The sequence below is a fragment of the Paenibacillus nasutitermitis genome (assembly GCF_014641075.1).
Lineage (GTDB): Bacteria > Bacillota > Bacilli > Paenibacillales > Paenibacillaceae > Paenibacillus_Z > Paenibacillus_Z nasutitermitis.
In genome coordinates, this window is the sequence record NZ_BMHP01000003.1 from 1,164,209 (window position 1) to 1,182,484 (window position 18,276).

The following is an 18,276-nucleotide window of genomic DNA, read 5'->3' on the forward strand; positions in this document are numbered from 1 at the left end:
CTATAAATTTATAGTTCTACTCGAATGCTCGGCAATCTCACGATCATGAGTCACGCATATAATAGTTTTGCCTTCTTCACGTAACTCTTGAAATAAGGAGAGGATCATTCTTTTGTTATGCTCATCTAAGTTCCCCGTCGGTTCATCTGCAAAAATAATGTCACATGGCTTTATGATGATTCTTGCAACAGCTAATCTCTGTTGCTCCCCTCCGCTTAATTGATATACTTTTTTCTCCAGAAAACTTTCATCTAACTTAACACGACTTAGAGCGTTTATTAATTCGTTTCGACTCATATTGGGGCGGAACTTAGCCGAGAGAAGCAGATTTTCTTGTACCGTCTTATTTTCTATAAGAACATAATTTTGAAATATATAACCAAAATGGTATCTTCTTAACTTCTCTATGTCTTTTGTCCTCGGATTTAAAACATTCATTATTTTTATATTCCCCTTGTCTGGCACATCCAACAAACCCATAAGATTCAATAATGTCGTTTTTCCAGATCCACTCTTCCCCATTACGGTAACAAATTCATTATTGGAGATGGATACGGAAAAATCCGTTAAGATCATCTTTCCATCAAACGATTTGCTGACATTCTCAAGTTGAATCATGCATGCTCCCCTTTAATAATCATAGAAGTATTTTTAATATTGAAGAATCTAGAAATTAAATATAATAAACAAGTCTCGACAAAAATAAGTGCCAGGGAAATGTAAATAATTGAAACACTTTTAAACCAAAGAAAGGTGAGGATTCCACTAAAAATATAAATAAACAGCGTAGTCAGAATCAAAAATTTGTTTCTCGCCCAGTAAGAATATCCAAATAAATATTTGATATTAAGCTCATCCATGTTGCTCATATAGTAACTCCATATAAATATAACTAAGAATACCATTGAGAATATTGCCATCACTATAATAGAGATGATCTGCTGAATAAACCTCTGCCATAAATTTGCGATCAATTCACCTTGTTCTTGAAATACTGACCTTACTGAATGCACAAGTTCCTGTGTACCAGACTGCTTTAATAATGGAATAATGTTGTTATAAGCTTCTCCCTGTGAATGGTCTTCAAAAAACAAACTCGAAGTTGAATTCGCCATCATGGTTGAGGAATCAAAGCTATTATTAATGATTAGTGCTATGGGGTCCTTAATGTAATGATGATCTCTTGCCAACCCTAATCTGCTGTTATAACTAAAGAACAGTTGATTCCTTTTCGTATAAATGATATTCACATCCAATTCTTCAATAGAAGAATGATCCAAAGGTTTATGCATGGCCTTATTGTATATATTAGCTATTTCGACTTTTTGAAAATAAAAATATTCTTTGTAATTTGACCGGATTAAACTTTCGTAATTCCTGAATTGTTCTGGCACCAATATATTCAGCACATTAGCATCCGGGTTAATTTCTTTAAATATATTCTTGCCATTAGAAGTTTCAATAGGATGTAAAAGTAAATAGTTTTCATTTATTTCAACTTTTCGACCAGAAGAACCATAAATTTGCTTTTCACCCTGAGTGTTAATTTGATAGGTAAAAACCGGACTTTTATCCGCACGTGTTCCCATATTTAGAAATAACATCGCATTGATAACAAATGCATTCTTTTCCGTTTTCAATAATTGATAGAGGTCAGCAATTTTATCATTTACAACTTTCTCTTTACCTAAGTCTCCATTTGTATCGGGAAGATGGATGTTGAGACGATAAAGGTTTTTTGTCTTACTCCAGTAGGATTTATTTTCCAAGTTTTGTTTCAAATTTGTTGCACTGGATAATGACAATTCAATGATGAATAAAAGCGATACGATTGTACAACATTTAATAATGATTGATGCAAGCTGATAGTTTTCAAAAGGAGGTTTTCCTTTTAGAGCAACGTTGCCAAAAAATGACCGATCAATAAATAGTACAGAGCATAAAACCATCGCCGCAGTTAAGATGAATGAAATAGAAGCTATAGCAGCAAAAGTAATGACAATATTAATCCAAAAATGAGTTTGATGAAAAAGAAAAACTGCGATTGCGATGAGCAAACCGTGACCAGAAATAACGAAGAGATAGGGTCTGAGCATTCCCTTTAATAGAGAGACATACGATTGAATGAAAGAATAGCCCCATAGTTTATTCAAATATAGCTGTTTTCGATTCTTATACATCTGAAAAAAGATATGGATAAAGAGGCTCAATACAGAAAAAGCTATTAAATAAAATAAGGTTCTATCCACAAAAACAATCGGATGAAGGACTATTTTTTGGAAACTCACTTCTCCAAAAGTTGAAAAGGCTTCAGAAGCATTTTTTGCTACATGAGGTTCTATGGAAGATATATAATAAGTATTTCCTATTCCCACATTACTAATTTGGTCAAAATTATAATAACGTACTTTCCACATGGAAACCGGAAAGGAAACACGGCCAACTTGTTTAGCAGTCGGATCATTGTAATTAGATATGAAATCATCCGATCTGGGCCAGGAACCACTTTCCAAGTGCAGGTTAGGATCTTTTTCTATATTTGAAGAGTAAATATTTAATGTATGCTCATCAAGAAAATTGTACTGCGATATATTCACGCCTTCCTTTACAGAAAAATCCTTTAAAAGGCGGATGAGATCAAGTTCATTGCGTAGATTAGTGTTATTAAAATCGATTTTCATAATCAAATGGTCTTTGGTCAAAAGGTTGGCTGCTTTTTGATTTAAAATGAAATGAAAGCTGAATATGGTCAAGACCAGCACAAAAAAGGAGAAAAAAACATAATTCGTTTTCATACATGGACTCCTTCCCCATTATTTGCTCCACAGCCAAAATAAAACATCATATAATTTGAATCTTTTCCTTTTTCATCCATAACCATTAGCTTTCCCAGTATATCATCGAATTTTCGGCAGTGTAAACAGTGTAAATTGTTCCCGACTCCTGGTAGAATAGTTCCCAGACAAAGAACCCCCATCATCCGCTGCAAAATCGGATGATGGGGGTTCTGATATTACCGGTATGTCCTCCATACGCAGGGTGATCAGACAGCTATAAGCGCCTGCTGTGCCTGGCCGGAAAATAAGCGGCTGGCGACCATTCCTGATAAGGGAGGTGTCGCCTGTTGCTCGGTGAAAGCATTTTCGTCGGGATTTTCTAACCAAACGAGTGCTGTGATTGAGTCCCTCTCACCTGCAGCGGGTAAGAATCCGCTGTACGAACTTCAATTCCTTCAGGAGCTTCAAGCCATCCCGACAGCTCATCCCCTTCTTTTTCCCAGCGTACGCGAATGGGACCAAGTGGCGTTGGATACTCCGCTTCCGCCCAGTCCGCTTCGGCTAGCGGAGGATGGGCCTGAATATAGCCGCTCCCCAGATCGGCGAGATCGATTCCCATCATGATGCGGGGCAGCATATAGGCCGGCGATGCGCTCCAGGCATGGCAGAGACTGACGGGGACGCCTTCCCACAAATAAGTGGGGGTATTGCCCTGATACGTGCTTGGGATGGTGGAAACCGGGCTTGCCTGGTCGAAGGTTTCCCACCATGTGGTCGCCCCCCGGCTCAGCATATCCCCCCAGAAGGACTCAATCAAGCGCAGCCCTTCCGAGGAATGTCCCGCTCCGCTCAGCACCTCCAGCACAATATGCTGAAAGAAAGCTCCCTTGATTGCGGGCAGGCGGCCCGGCGCGTAATAATCTGCCAGAAACCGCTTCGTCTCCTCCGGTTCTGTAACTCCGGACCAGGCGGCAAGGAAATTGGTCTGCAGGGTGAAGCTAGTCGAGAGCTCATCACCGGCGATGCAATCCGCGAACAACCCGGTCCTGCTGTCGCGCAGCTGCGAGCGGATCGCCTGGCGGAGTTCACTTGCCTGCTGTGCCCAGTCTTCGGCTTCACGCGAGTGGCCAAGCGCCTCCGCCATAGCGGACATCGCACCAAGCGACTTGTAATGCAGCATGGAAATGCCCGCCACTTTATCGCGCTTATCGACATCCTCTGTCCAATCGATGAAGCACCACCAGCCTTCGCGGTCGGCACGGGCAAACAGACCTGTTTCGTCCCGTTGAGCCCCGAACCAATCGATCAGGCGCACCAAATGCGGCCACAGCTCCTCGACCAGGGCCAGATCCCCGCTGTATTTCCAGTAATCCTGCACGCCAAGCAGCCAGTAGGCGCAGAAGTCAGGCAGCAGGAACGGATTGCTCTCAGGCCCTGTTCCGGGAATCGAGCCGTCCTCATTCTGAATTCTTGCGCCCTGAAGCAGACATTTACGAAGCAGAGCAGTGTCACCGAATGTGCTGTAGATGATTTTGCCCATGACAACGGCATCGACCACCCATAAGGCTTTCTCCCGCCACGGGCAGTCCTCCAGATGATCGTGACTGTTCATCAGTGTTGTGTAGCGGCTGACATCCCAGATCCGGTCCAAGGTTTTATCGCTGGACCGGAAATAACCTGTCTGGGTAAATGGATAATGCGACAACTCAAAAGAAAATTCTTGTATGCTAACCGGCTCGGGCGCTGCCATGAAGGTCAATTGAATAAATCGGGCTGCACGCCTGCCAAAGGGTGACAGCCGGTTTATTCCGGGCTTGAGGATATACGTATCCAGATACTGAAGCTCCAGCGACTCGCCATAGGCGATCCGCAGCACACCTCCCGCCGGAGCCTGCAGATGAAACTTCGGCCGGCCTACAACCTCCCGGCCGAAGTCGTACACGATGCCCGGCATCGAGCCCGGCACGGAAGCATCGACCCATGCATCTGCCTGGCCGCCATTATGGTAGGAACCTCCCAGCAGCGATGCTTCCCCTTTGATGACCCCAAAATTATGCTCGGTCCGTACAACAGATTCCGGAAATACGGTTTCCGTATGCAGAAAAGGAATTTCTCTGGCTATCAGACGCGGCCACGGTCCATCCGCTTCGCAGGCATTGGCCACAATTTGAGCCTGCCCCCATGCCGAATCGTCATAACCGGGGAGCTGCCAATCATCTTCCTCTACCGCCCGGTACACCTCGTTATAGCCGCCCCACTGATGAGAACGCGCCGCCTGTTTGCCCCATCTGTTGGAAATCCGGCATTTCCAGCTTTCGTCCGTCGCTAACAAGAGTCCGCCTTCAACCTCCAGCTGGAGGAGAAATCCGCTGCTGCCCTGCATCTGATGAGTCACAATACTGTCGGTGCCGAAATGGTACACAACCGCGGCAATCGTCAGTTCTCCGCTTTGGAGCAGCTCATCGGCAATTTCATACGTGTCGTAATACTGCCATCTGCTGTCGCAAGGCGAAGGACCGCGCCCGATATACATACCGTTCACATAAAGCATATATTCGGTACGGGCGGACACATGAAGGAGGACGCTGCGCTCGCTCATCCCCTCCGGCACCTGAATCGTTCCGCGAAATTCCGCATAGCGGTCCGGCTTATTGACATCGCCCGCCGGCCAGATCCATTTTGCTTCCCAATTGCTTGGCTTGTTATTGATCATGGTTTATAGCCCCTTTTGCTGTTTGCAACGCTATCTCTTAGAGAGCGGCTGCATCATGTATATTTATTATCATTAAGAATAAATTCCGTTGAATAGAACAAGGCGCCGGAGCCGCCCAAGCCCATCACTCTGCAGAAGCGTCAGATTTAAGTTGTCGGGTGATGGGGATGGAAATCTTGACATCATAACCGCGTGGCCAACAAGCGCTGCAGTTGGACAGCGGCTTGACTGACGGACCGTCTCAAGCCGTTCTTCCCGGGAGAGCCAGTCAACTTTTCACGTTTTGGTCAGACGCGCGCCATCCAGGAAGAACTTGCCGGCCCACGCCTGATTGCCGCCGACGGCGATATAACCGACTTCAATGGATTTTACTTCGTATTTCTGCGCCCAGGCGCTGAAGTCAAGCGAGAGCTCTTGCCAACCGGAAGGATTGGCAAGCGGATAGTCCGTGGTCTTCACAGCTCCGGTACCGGAGGTAAGCTTGACACGGGCCGTATAGCTTGTTGCTCCCGGAGCGCCGCCCCAGCCGCTGACGGCAATTTTGAAATTCTTAAACGATGACCAGTTTTGCGGGGAAGCGAATTCCTTCTTCACGCTTCGCAGCAGAGAGCCGTTGACGGGCGCTCCTTGAATATTAAGCAGCTGTGCACCGTTATAGGCCGCAGGCGTATTGGTTCCTCCGCCGGCTGTGGCGGTGGCAGATGTGACATTGGACGAAGCCGTCCATCCTTCTGTGCCGTATTCAAAGTCGCCCAGATTGTATTTCCCACTCGTCAGCTGCACCTTGTCGATAAAGAACTTCCCTGCCCACGGCTGATTCCCGCCGACCGCCCGGAATCCGATATCGATGCGTTTCACTTCATTGCGGTATGGCCATGAGCGGAAGTCCATCTCGATCTGCTGCCATGCTCCGGAGGTTGCCACCTCTTTGGTTATCGTCTGCCCGCCTGTGCTCGTAAGCTTAACATTCGCCATATAGGAGGTGGCTCCGGGAGCGCCTCCCCAATGATTCAACGCGAAGCTCAGCTTCTCATATTCACTGAAATCGACCGGACGCTCAAATTGGCGGTAAACGGTATGCCACAAGTCACCGTTGACGGCCGCGCTCTCATTCTGCAGCAGCTTATACTGTTCGTATGCGGCTGGTACCGAGGCGCCGGTCGTGGAGAAATTCGAGAAGGTGCTGCTGACGTTGCTGCCCGCTTTCCAGCCTTCCGTACCCGTCTCAAAATTGCCCAGATTAACGCTGTCGTCCACAAGTCCCAGCGGAAAAGGTTTATTCGCTTTGTAATCGGCGATATAACGCTTCATATATTGATAATACCGGTCGCCGTGGCCACCCAGTTGAGGTTCGATGTCGCGGCTGTACTCATCCGTGAAATTATCGACAAATCGCGTCTTGCCGGCACTGTCCTCGAACCGCTGGGCAATCCACTCGTTCCACCAGGTAAGCGTAACTACCTTCGGCTTCTCCTGGAATGCTTTCTTCCACTGCGCGGCGAAGGTAATCCCGCCACGGCGCGGCGTGGCCGAATCGGGATCGGAAATATAATTCGCCTGATACGCGACCGATACGGACAACTGTTCCTTCTGCGTGCCGTTCATCCCGATATTTTGCGGATGCGGCTGCAGGAACGACCATTCCTTATCGGCAAGCGAACCCTGCAGCCCCCACATTTTGCGGAGCGTGAAAAGGGTCGCCAGCGATGAAGGCTGCGTATCGGTCATCAGCATAAGCGGTTTGCCGCTATAGGTGACAAATAAGGAATTGTAGGTGCCGCTGGCATAAAAACGGTTATACACGTCATTTCCCACAAATGCCGGATTAGGGTCGCTCGCCGCGGAGCCATTCCAGAAAACGACATGCGGCGTGCTCAGTCCCTCATTGCGCATCTGCAGCATCGTGTCGAGAAGCACTGTAGCCGGCTGTACAAATAAATCCTGATAATAATTGGCATCCATCGTGCTGGAAGCGTTGGTATTGTCCAAAATAATAAAATCAATGCCGGCATTCTCCAGTTGGGTCATATGGGTCCGGATTACGCTGGTATTGTCTGATCGGTAATAGCCGAGCGCCGGCTTCGACCAGTAATGGAAGTTGTGGAGAGGGCCCCACACCGGAGCCGTCTTGTTCAATCCCGACGTTTTGAAAATCTCCCCGATGTCATAGAACGTCCCGCCCTGCTGGGGCACCACGGGATCAAACCACAGCGAGTAATTAATGGAAACCAGATTGCTCTTGTTGGTAATATCAAGTTGGCCTTCAGGGGCGATGGCCTCCACTTTCATTGGTGAATACATCATTAGAGGAAAACATGCAGTGATTAAGGTCAGCATCCAAACAGGCCTCATCATACGGCTTTTCTTCATGTTTTTATTCTTGCCTCCTTTATGATTGTAAACTTCTATACCACTCCAGCCTGGTATCCCTTAATTAAATCGCCTCCTCCCCATTGCTACCCGAATTACCTGTCTACCCTTTCACTGCACCCGATGTGATTCCGCTGATGTAGTATTTCATGCCGAATATAAATACGAGAATGAGCGGTATGGTCGAGAGCACATAACCCGCCATCCGGGTACCGTAATTTGTGGTACCGTTCTCGACGCCAAGCTGACTGAGAGCCACGGTGACCATTTGACTGGAATGATTGTTAATCGCCAGGAGCGGCCATACAAAATCATTATAATTGCCGACCAGATTGACGACGGCAAGCGTGATCAGAACCGGCATCAAGAGCGGAAGCACGAGGCGCAGATAAATCCGGAACTCGGACGCCCCGTCGATTCGCGCACATTCAAACAGCTCATTGGGCAGGGCGCTGAGAAACGTCCGGCACAGGATGATTCCAAATACCTGCCCGCCGGATATCCATGGCAGCAGGAGGGCCAGCCAGTTGTTTAGCAGTCCGTAGGAAGAAACCTGGATAAACAGTGGAATCAACGTCAGGATCGCAGGAATCATCATGAGCGAAAGAATCAGATAATAAATGATTTCCTTGCCCGGAAAAATAAGCCGCGAGAAGACGAACCCGCTCAGCGAGGAGAGCAGGGTCACGCCGATGGTGGCGATGGAGCATACGACCACGCTGTTAAAAATGTTAATCGCGATTTCATTAAAGGCTTTGGTATAATTCTCCCAGATCCAGGGGCTGGGCAATGCCCAGAAGCTCGTGTAAATTTGCCCGTTGCTGCGAAAAGAAATATTGATCATCATGACGATCGGTATATATGCAAGTACAACGAGCAGGATCAGAAACACCCAGGATGAGAGCGAAATCGAATTGAGTTTCTTTTTTATCATCGGTTTCTCTCCTTCTTTAACTGTATTCGACAGATGAGCGCAAGCGCATCTGGAAGATGGTCCCGACTAGAATGACGCCAAACAGCACAACCCCGATAGCTGATGCATATCCGTAATCACCGAACTTGGAGGCTGAGTAATAAAGCTCCAGCGCCGGCACGTACGTGCTGTCAAGCGGTCCTCCCTGAGTGGTCAGATAGATGAGCGCGAAGTCCTGCATCGTCCCGATAAACGTCAATACCAGCAGCAGGCGGATTTGCCCCACCAGCAGCGGCAGCTCGAGCTTCAGGAAACGGTTGATCCGGCCGATCCCTTCAAGCTTGGCAGCTTCATAAATATCTCCCGGAATTCCGATTAACCCCCCGTAGAATACAAGAAACGCAAAAGGTGCGATCCAGGGGAAACCGATGAATATAATCGATTTCATTGCAATTCCCGGTTCCCCGAGCCAGGTATGCGTCCAGTTATCCAGGCCCAGCTCGCGCAGCGTAGAGTTCAGCAGCCCGTAGTTGGGATCATAGAAGAAACTCCAGACGAGCGTAATGACGATTCCCGGCACCACAATCGGTGCGACAAACAGCGTCCGGAACCAGTATTTCATCCTCTCCGAGGGCAGATGGAAGATAATGACCGCCACCAGCAGCGGCGCACCGAGCTTGATGACGCCCGTAACCAGCAAAGCGATCAGATTCTCAATTCCTGTCCAGAAAAAATGACTGTGAAAAACCTGCTTGTAATTGCTCCAGCCCACAAATTTAAGCGGCAGACCGGGCTTCCAGTTCGTAAAGGAATGGAAGAATGCAGACAGGGTCGGGTAATAGTTGAACAGGGCCAGCGAGCTGATCGTCGGCAGCAGCAGCAGATAGGCGATTTTGCCTCTCCAGATGCGCTTGCCAAGCGAGCTCGCCCGGGTTCGTACTTTGGCTGAGAAAGCGGCAGCCATGGCAATCAGAGCTGCGACCAGCAAAACTGCGATGATGATAGCAATGATCTGTAAATTCGCCGCCAGCTTCTCGTTCTTCTGGAAGCTGGCAAGCAGACCCGCATCCAGATAAGCGGCCTGCGTGCCGACTACAGCAAGCCTTTCTCCCGAGGGCTCGGAGGACAGGCGCATGAAGGACGACTTCAGCTGGATGGAGCCTGCCAGCTTGCCTGCCTCATTTACCAGAAACAGTTTATTTCCGTTTACGGCAGCAAACAATTCCTCATTTATTGCCGTTACTGAACTGATCGCAGCAGCCAGTTTATTGGACCAGAGCAGCTTGCCTGCAGCGCCGATTGCACCGACGTATCCTCCCTTGTCTGCATAGACGAGCTGTTCCCCGTTGATGGCCAGACTGTAGATAGGGTAGCTGCCTTCACGGAGCCACAGGCGCTTGCCTGAAGCATCGAATGCGCTTATCTGCGAGGAATCGTTACCAGCGAAGAGAGTCTGACCATCAGCGGCAAAGGCAAGTGTTCTCGTAATAATGAATAGCTTATTCTCCCACAGCTTCTTGCCTGATAAATCAAACAGGCCGACACGCTGGTTTGTTCCAGCTCCCTGGGAAATGGCAATGCCGGCTCCCCCCCAATTCACGGCAATGCCGGGGTACGAAATTTTAAAGGAACCGGCCTGCTTTCCGCTTTCCGTATCCAGAATGAGCAGTTCCCTGCTCTCGGTTACGGCAGTGAGCTGCTTGCCGTCAGGAGACAGGTCGATACCCTTGGGCGTGCCTGTCGTAGGCAACGTCCAGACGGTTTTGCCCGAAGCATCCAGGCGGGTAATTTTGTTATCCTTTGTTCCGATAATCATACCGCCCTGATCAGGCAAGGCGATCACGCTCTCATAATTGCTTCCCGATACCGACCACAGTTGGGGATTGGATGAAGCGCCACCCTTGATTGAGCCCGACGCGATAAAAGATACGACGAGAAGAACGGCAAGCAACGCAGACACAACGACCGACAACCTGCGAACACGGCGGGACGGATAGGTTTGTAGACTCATAGGGACCTCCCTTATCGCGAATAGAGCGAAGGGATGTCATGTACAGACATCCCTTCGGATTTTAAAGCTTTCGTCGTTATGGACGATCCGGCGGCTGCTTCTCAGGTGTTTCCAGATCGGAAAGCTCCAGCTTCTGGGACTTCAGGGCCGCTTCGAAATTTTTGTCGATGGACGCTTGATATTTATTCAGGAAATCATCGACATTCGATTTTCCAAGGAAATAAGCTTGTGCCAGATTGACCCACTCGCGGACGCTAGGCTGGTAGTCGCTGACGCCCCTCGACAGAGCGCCCATAGCGTTGCCTTTCTCGGAGTTGCCGATCAGCTTCAGGTTGGAGAATTTCTTGTTCAGCTCATCGCTGAGCGTTACATCCTTCACAATCGGCGGACCCGCAATGCCGCGGCCTGCATCCATCGTGGCCTGCAGATAAATGCCGTAGCCTGTGGAGCTGCTGTAGAACTGCATGAAGTCGATAACCATGTCGTTATGCTCCTGGTCCTTGTTTACCATCGAGAGGAATCCGATAGGAACTTCGATCGTTCTGACCGGCGCTTCGCTTTCGCTCATTCGCGGCATGTTGAACGTGCCCAGCTCGAAAGCTTCCGCATTCGCGCCGCCCGTTTTCTCGGAATCGGTAATATCTTTGTCAAAAGTGCTCAGAAGTCCCGCTGTATCCAGACGCATCGCGGCTTTCTGGGTAAGGAACAGGGAATAGGCATTCAAATCCGACGTTCCGAAATAACCATCTTCCACCATGCCAGGGATCAGCTTCTTGAAATTGGTGTACATGGTTTTGTATTGATCGTTGTTAACGGTCAGCTCATGATTCTTGATGGCCAGCCATTGACGAAGATTGTTCTTGTGAACAAGTGCATCATCGTCATTATGCGAATCGTTGATGTCAAGCTTCCAGGTTCCGTCGAGCTCCGGATCGTAGTTGTAATCGCCTTCCTGCGAACGGACCTTCTCAAACGAAGAGCGGAGGAAGGAATCGGCATAAATCCTCATCAGCCAGCCTGTACTGCCTGACCAGAAGGAGTTGTAATCTCCCCCAATCGCCAGAGGCGTATATCCGGCATCTTTAAGCTTCTGTGAAATCTCAATCAATTGATCCCAAGTCTCAGGAGGACTTGCGATGCCCGCTTTCTCAAACGCTTTCTTGTTGTAGAACCAGAGAACCTGAACGGTCTCCAGATTGAGTTTGGTGAGTGATCCCTTCATATCAAGGACCTGCGTATTAAAATCCGTGAAGCCTTCTTTCCACGGCGCATTGGTATAGGGGTTGGTCTTCTCCATCAGCGGCAAATAATCGATGAAGCTGTTTTCGAGTCCGGCTACCACATTGCCGTTCACGATATCCGCTGCCGGCGTGCCTGCCGACAACTGGGCTCTCAGCCAGTCTGCGTAACCTTCGCCCGGTTTAACATCCACATTGATTTTGACCTTGGGATGTTTCTCTGTGTAGGCTTTGGCAACAGCCTCCCAGCCTTCCTTGTTCTCGCTCTGTACGTTAATATTGATTTCACCGGAAAATTCCTTCGCCGGTTCTGTCTGCGGATCATTAGTGTTGTTTTCGCCGGATCCCGCATTTTGTCCATTATCCGGCGTAGTGGCGCCGCCGTTATTGCTGCCGGTATTGCTGCCTGCATTGTTCGAGCAGGCCGCTGCAAATATAAGCGTGCAAACCACCATGAGTAGGATTACCGCCCGCGATGCCTTCTTCAATGTACCTTCCCCCTTTAAAAATTGATCCTGCCGTGTGAACCTTGGCGAAAAAACAACGTCACATCATCTTAGTATTCTTGGTTGTTTGTAAGCGCTGTCTTTTCTCCTAGTTAGAATACTAACATATCGATTATAAGTTGTAAACAATAAAATACCAACTGTTTTATGCAGTTGGTATTTTACGTAGTATACTATTCATGCAATCAAATAAAAGCGGCAGACGCTGTCTTTAGTGGCGCAATAAGTCTCTCCCTGCAGAAATATCAGAAAAGAATCGGCCACACTATTAACCATTCTGATATTTTAAAAAATCCGTCGTTACTTAATTAAGGCAGCGGTTGACTTTCTCACCACCAGCTCAGGTACAATTTCATCCTTGAGCGAAGCCATCCGCTCCTTCGGAAGCTTATCGGAGCTCAGGATCTCCACCGCTTTCCTGCCCATGACGTGCGAGTTCTGATCAACTGTCGTAAGTCCCAGATAGAGTCCGAAATCCATATTGTCATAGCCGACAATGCTGAGATCCCCCGGCACTGAACAGCCGGCCAGCCTCGCTGCCCTCATCAAACCATAAGCTTTAATGTCACTGGTCGCAAATATGGCGGTAGGGGGATCTGCCAGACCGGAGAAGTAGTCAAAGCCCTGCTCACCCTGTTTCTGATGTTCCGATTCCACATCGATCACGCACACCAGCTGCGGATCAAACGGGATGTGCTGCAAATTGAGCGCCAGACGATACCCCTGCAGCCGCAAAGAAAATTCCTGATTCAATTCCAGGACAGAAGGTCCCGTGAGCAGAATACCGATCCGGGTGTGACCCAAGCTAAGCAGATGCTCCGTCGCGAGGTAGCCACCGGTCATATTGTCGATAATGACGTAGGGGACAGACAGCTGGGGAAAATAGGAATGAACCGTAACAATTTGCCGCTCCTCCTCCACCCACTCGCGAAGCATCTCCTGGGAGAAGTCGTTGCTCCCCATGGATGTGATGATAAAACAGGCGCGGTCATCGCTTGGCAGCTGCTTCTCCAGCGAATAATCCCAGAAGAGAAACTCCAATCCCCTCCGCTCGGCTTCAGCCAGTATACCCCTGAACATTTCCCCGTAAAAACGGTGCTCCAGAAGAAAAATATTCCCTCCCGTATTATGCACCAAATAGATCCTTTCCAGGATCTTCGCTGGCGGCTCGGCGGAGTCCAGCGCGGCAGCCTCGGCTGCTCCGGAACTGCTTTTCACATAAGAGCCTTTCCCGCGTATGCGGTAAATCAGTCCTTCATTCACAAGCTCGGCCAGCGCCCGCCGCGATGTAATTTCACTTGTATGATACAGACTGGCGAGCTCACTCTGTGAAGGTATGAGCCGGTCAGGCTGCCATTTGCCACTGGTAATGCTATCTCTGATATCATCCACGATGATCTGATATTTAGCTTGTTTGGTAACCATGATATCAACCCCTTTTGTGGTTAGTATACTAACTAAAGGTGGCTATGGCTACTCTTTTTTAAGATTAATCGCATATTATGTCAGGATTTGCGGGAATACCTGGAGATTATAAGCTTATTGCCATGAGGTCGACCGCCGTCATGCAACGCCACACTGCCCATCGGGAGCTGAGCATGGTGCGATCACGGATTTTTGGGTTGGGTGCTTGATTTGCTGCTTTTCCTGCCGCTGATGAGGTTGGGGGGTGGGGCACCTTGGGAGACAAGCCTCCGCCAGCAATAAGAAAAAGCGCTCCGGAGTGCAGGAGCGCTTTTTCTTATTGTGTACAGCTGCGGGGTTTGCACACCTGTAGGAGTGCATTGCCCCAGGTTCGTTAAGCCGCCTGCTTTTCTTCTTCATCGGGCGCTTTTGTGCGCTTGAGGAAGAATCCGAGCACCAATGCGATAAGGGCGACAATAAAGCCGACCAGGAAAGCACTCTGCAGACCGGCAACCAGACCGTTGGCCGCCTCTGCCGGTGCTGTCGGATCGCTGGATTCGCTTAAGTATTTCTTCGTTCCGGATGCCATAATGCTGATGAACAGCGCTGTGCCTACTGCGCCCGCAACCTGCTGCAGCGTGTTGAGAATCGCCGTTCCGTGAGGATAGAGATGGCGCGGCAGCTGATTAAGCCCCGTTGTCTGGGCAGGCATCATGACAAGCGATATGCCGACCAGCATGATAATATGGCTCGTAATAATATAACTCGTTGAGGTATCCGTATCAATGCCCATGAACATGCCCAGCGCTCCTACTACAAGCACAAGGCCCGGCACGACAAGGACCCTTGGTCCAAATTTATCGAACAATACGCCGGAGACCGGTGCCATAATACCATTGAGGATACTTCCCGGCATCATGACAAGGCCCGATTTCAAGGCGGTCATAAGCAGCACGCTCTGCAGGAACTGCGGCAGCAGCGTCAGGGTAGAGAACATCGTCATCATCAGCACGAGCAGCAGGATGACTACTAAGGTAAACATCGGGAATTTGAATGCTCTCAGGTCCAGCAGCGGCTCTTCCATCTTCAGCTGCCGCCAGACGAACAATACAAGCGATACGCTCCCGATAATAATGGTCCAGTAGACCTCCGGGTCGGACCAGGATCCGCCGCCGGCTTTACTGAAACCGTAAACGATGCCGCCGAAGCCGATGGTGGAAATGAGAATGGACAGAATATCCACCTTCGGCCGGGTAAGGTCTGATACATTTTTCAAATATACGGCAGCAAAATAGATGGAAAAAGCCGACAAAGGAAGAACAAGGTAGAACAGCCAGCGCCAATCGAGCGAGTCGATAATCACCCCTGACAATGTCGGTCCGATCGCTGGTGCGGACATGATTACCAGCCCCATAAGGCCCATAGCTCCTCCCCTTTTCTCCGGGGGATAGATAGCCAGAATCGTATTCATCATAATGGGAAGCAGAAGGCCCGTTCCCATCGCCTGAATAATCCGGCCGACCAGAAGCATCCCGAAAGTAGGGGATAATGCGCATACCAGGGTACCGACCAGAAATAAAATCATGGCCGAGAGAAACATCTGTCTTGTCGTAAACCATTGCTGCAGCAGTGCCGTCACGGGGACCAGCACCCCGATCACCAGCATATACGCCGTAGAAAGCCACTGGATCGTTGACAGCTCGATGCCAAATTCCCGCATCAGATCGGGAAGTGCATTACTGAGCAGCGTCTCGTTCAAAATCGCCACAAACGCACCAATAATAAGGGCCGTTATTATCGGTCCCCGCTTGATTCCGCTTAAATCCACGGAAGCGGGTTTTGAGTCCATACTTGCCGAATTCAATATCGTTCCTCCTCTTTCTATATACACTCCTTTAACCTGTTTATTATAACCTTTCCATTTATTGTTCAACAACTGGTCCCGGGAATGATTTTCTTAAAAATTTTCTGGATAATTCGGTTGCAGATGCCATGAAATATAAAAAAACACCGCCCAAGACCCTGACATAAGGAACATTAGTGTCCCAATGCCATCGGATCCTGTGCAGTGGCGCGTACAATTAACCTACTAACGGTTCTGGCGTTTTGTTGACTCGCGTTCAATGATTTCCGCAGGGAGGGTTACGCTTTTCTTCACGGACAACTGGGGCTTATGGTCGATAACATCCATCAGCAGCTTGAAGGCTTCTGCGCCCAGGAGGGTCGGATTCAAATGCACGCAGCTGATTGCCAGCGAGATTTTGTCCAAATACGCAGCGTTGTTAAAACAGAGAATCCCACTTCCCCAGGCACCTTCATCCCCTTGCTCTGGCAGTACTTTAAAGCGCTTAGGGACATGATGCTGTCCATTGTAATGATGGAATCGAAGGCAATCCCGTCGCTCGTTATCTTGTCCAGCGCTGCAGAGATCTCCGCCTCCCCATCGCCGCAGTAGACGATATGCGTAGAAGAAAGATCAAGACCCATCTCGTCGATGGCGCGCTGATAGCCGTGAATCCGGTCGTACATTACATCCTGCTTCACATTGGGCGTCAGCAGGAGGATTCGCCGGTAGCCGTTATCCAGCATATATTTGGTCGCCATGTAGCTGTCGCGCATATTATCATTATGAATGGAAAAAACGCTGTGGGACAGACTGCTGCCGATCATCACAAATGGGATTTGCTTGTCCTGCATGCTGCGGAGTTCTCGGATGGAGAACCAACGGCTGTTTGCATGTCTTTGTATGCGTACATTCCAGCACAGAAAATAAAACTGCAATAAAAGTTCGCGACATTTGGCATCCTGAGAGGACTCTGCTTTAATCCAGAGCAGGCGGAAACCGGTGCCTCGACGCTTGTTCAAAGCCGAAGGCGATTGCAATCAGCGCCGGCTCGCTGTAAGCGGCTCCTGAGAAAATAACGCCAAACGGTCCTTTGGTGGGATACCCTCCGGGCGAGGTTGCCCCCTCGCGGGAATAGCCCGCCGGAACGGCAATGAGGGGATATCCCGCTTTGCCTGCAATATCCGATCCATCCCAGCAGCCGGGCAGCAGCAGGGCATCCAGGGAGTGCTCCTTCAGCACATAATCGATCCCTTGGCTGCGGGCATGCTCTTTATTTTGCGCTTTGGCATCCAGGTAGTTCTGTTCGGTAAGCGTTCCGCTTGTCGCTTCGCATCGGATCAGCCCATCCTGCCCATATTTCAAGGCCTGCTCCGCATGCGCCTCGTTGAAGGCAATCACATCCTTCAAGGAATGGACCGGGAGCGATTCATCCAGGCCCGACAAATAATCATTGAGATGGCTCTTCAGCTCGTACCCCATCACATTGCCCCATTCCTGCTGCTCGCAAGGAAGAGATACCGGATCGATAACCGTCGCTCCGGCCTCCCGCAGAGTCGCAATCGCCTGTTCGATGATGGCCAGCCGCTCTTCATCGCCCTCCAGTTCCTGATAATAGAACCGCGGAACGCCGATTCGGGCTGTCTTTAGAAAACTGCGATCGAGAAAAGGCGAATAATCCGCAAGAGCCCGCCTGCCGTCTGCCATTGTTGCCTCATCCCGCTCGTCTTCACCTGCAAGCGCCCCGAGCAGGATGGCTGCATCGGTTACCGTTCTTGTCATCGGCCCTGCCGTATCCTGACTGCGGGCAAAAGGAATGATGCCGGACCGGCTGACCAACCCCACGGTCGGCTTCAGGCCGACAATGAAATTCTGGCTGGCCGGGCATACGATCGATCCTGCGGTTTCCGTGCCGACCGCCGCAGCAGCGAGGTTCGCGGCAATCGCCACAGCCGAGCCCGAGCTGGAGCCGCCGACGAAAAATTCGCCCGGGCCGTAGGGGTTCAACGTTAGCCCCCCTCTTGAGCTGTAGCCTGCCCACATGGAGGAGGACATGGCGTTGGCCCATTCGGTCATATTTGTTTTGCCCAGCAGGACCGCACCTGCCCTGCGCAGCTTCGCGGCGACGAAGGAATCCTCCACGGCATAATGGTCCGCCAGGGCAATGGAGCCTGCGCTCGTATGCAGGCTGTCGGCGGTGCCGATATTATCCTTCAGCAAGACCGGAATACCGTGAAGCGTTCCCCGGCTTCCCTGCTCCCTCCGCTCCTTGTCCAATGCTTTGGCGATTCCCGGAGCATCCGGATTCAGCTCCAGGATGGAGCGGAGAAGTCCATCCACCTTTCTGATCCGGTCCATATAAGCCTGGACCAGTTCCTCCGAAGACAGGGAACCGTTCTCCATCGCTTGCTGCATGCGGGGAATATCCGCTTCTACAATCCACTCCGCCCATTTATTTTCCATATCTATAACACCCCTATTATTTATGATTACCTATAGGA

Annotated in this window: 12 protein-coding genes; all 12 read right to left on the bottom strand. The window is 49.8% G+C overall.

All coding sequences use genetic code 11. The annotated features are described in order from the left end of the window. The 12 genes from IEY46_RS23960 to IEY46_RS24015 all read right to left on the bottom strand — a co-directional run bounded on the left by IEY46_RS23960 (nucleotide 1) and on the right by IEY46_RS24015 (nucleotide 18,238). Nucleotides 1–618: an ABC transporter ATP-binding protein gene (locus tag IEY46_RS23960; protein ID WP_188995787.1), complete on the bottom strand. Its 618-nt coding sequence runs from the start codon at nucleotides 616–618 to the stop codon at nucleotides 1–3. Next, a complete protein-coding gene (locus IEY46_RS23965) occupies nucleotides 615–2,795 on the bottom strand; it encodes a DUF1430 domain-containing protein (RefSeq protein WP_188995789.1) in 2,181 nt (726 codons plus the stop codon). The genes IEY46_RS23960 and IEY46_RS23965 overlap by 4 nt, the downstream gene beginning before the upstream one ends. A 361-nt stretch (nucleotides 2,796–3,156) precedes the next feature. Further along, the gene (locus tag IEY46_RS23970) at nucleotides 3,157–5,490 is read right to left on the bottom strand and encodes an alpha-L-rhamnosidase-related protein (RefSeq protein ID WP_188995791.1); all 2,334 of its coding nucleotides are present in this window, start codon (nucleotides 5,488–5,490) and stop codon (nucleotides 3,157–3,159) included. A 276-nt stretch (nucleotides 5,491–5,766) separates the two neighbouring features. Beyond that, on the bottom strand, nucleotides 5,767–7,860 hold the full coding sequence (locus IEY46_RS23975) for a hypothetical protein (protein ID WP_229750490.1): 2,094 nt from the start codon (nucleotides 7,858–7,860) through the stop codon (nucleotides 5,767–5,769). Nucleotides 7,861–7,963: 103 nt separating this feature from the next. After that, complete coding sequence (locus tag IEY46_RS23980) at nucleotides 7,964–8,794, bottom strand: carbohydrate ABC transporter permease (protein WP_188995796.1); 831 nt, start codon at nucleotides 8,792–8,794, stop codon at nucleotides 7,964–7,966. 16 nt (nucleotides 8,795–8,810) lie between these two features. Further along, nucleotides 8,811–10,784 (bottom strand): ABC transporter permease subunit, encoded by a 1,974-nt coding sequence (locus tag IEY46_RS23985; protein ID WP_188995798.1) that lies wholly within the window; start codon nucleotides 10,782–10,784, stop codon nucleotides 8,811–8,813. Nucleotides 10,785–10,860: 76 nt separating this feature from the next. Beyond that, nucleotides 10,861–12,510: an ABC transporter substrate-binding protein gene (locus IEY46_RS23990; protein ID WP_188995800.1), complete on the bottom strand. Its 1,650-nt coding sequence runs from the start codon at nucleotides 12,508–12,510 to the stop codon at nucleotides 10,861–10,863. Between the two features lie 318 nt (nucleotides 12,511–12,828). Then, nucleotides 12,829–13,953 (bottom strand): GntR family transcriptional regulator, encoded by a 1,125-nt coding sequence (locus IEY46_RS23995; RefSeq protein ID WP_188995802.1) that lies wholly within the window; start codon nucleotides 13,951–13,953, stop codon nucleotides 12,829–12,831. A 373-nt stretch (nucleotides 13,954–14,326) separates the two neighbouring features. Then, nucleotides 14,327–15,781, bottom strand: coding sequence for an MDR family MFS transporter (locus IEY46_RS24000; protein ID WP_188996159.1), 1,455 nt, complete (start codon nucleotides 15,779–15,781; stop codon nucleotides 14,327–14,329). 240 nt (nucleotides 15,782–16,021) lie between these two features. Beyond that, complete coding sequence (locus IEY46_RS36820) at nucleotides 16,022–16,171, bottom strand: hypothetical protein (protein ID WP_268239538.1); 150 nt, start codon at nucleotides 16,169–16,171, stop codon at nucleotides 16,022–16,024. Then, nucleotides 16,162–16,629: a substrate-binding domain-containing protein gene (locus tag IEY46_RS36495; protein ID WP_268239539.1), complete on the bottom strand. Its 468-nt coding sequence runs from the start codon at nucleotides 16,627–16,629 to the stop codon at nucleotides 16,162–16,164. Before IEY46_RS36495 ends, IEY46_RS36820 begins: the two co-directional genes overlap by 10 nt. Before the next feature lie 124 nt (nucleotides 16,630–16,753). Next, entirely contained in the window at nucleotides 16,754–18,238 is a 1,485-nt protein-coding gene (locus IEY46_RS24015) for an amidase family protein (RefSeq protein WP_188995807.1), read from the bottom strand. Between the last annotated feature and the right edge of the window lie 38 nt (nucleotides 18,239–18,276).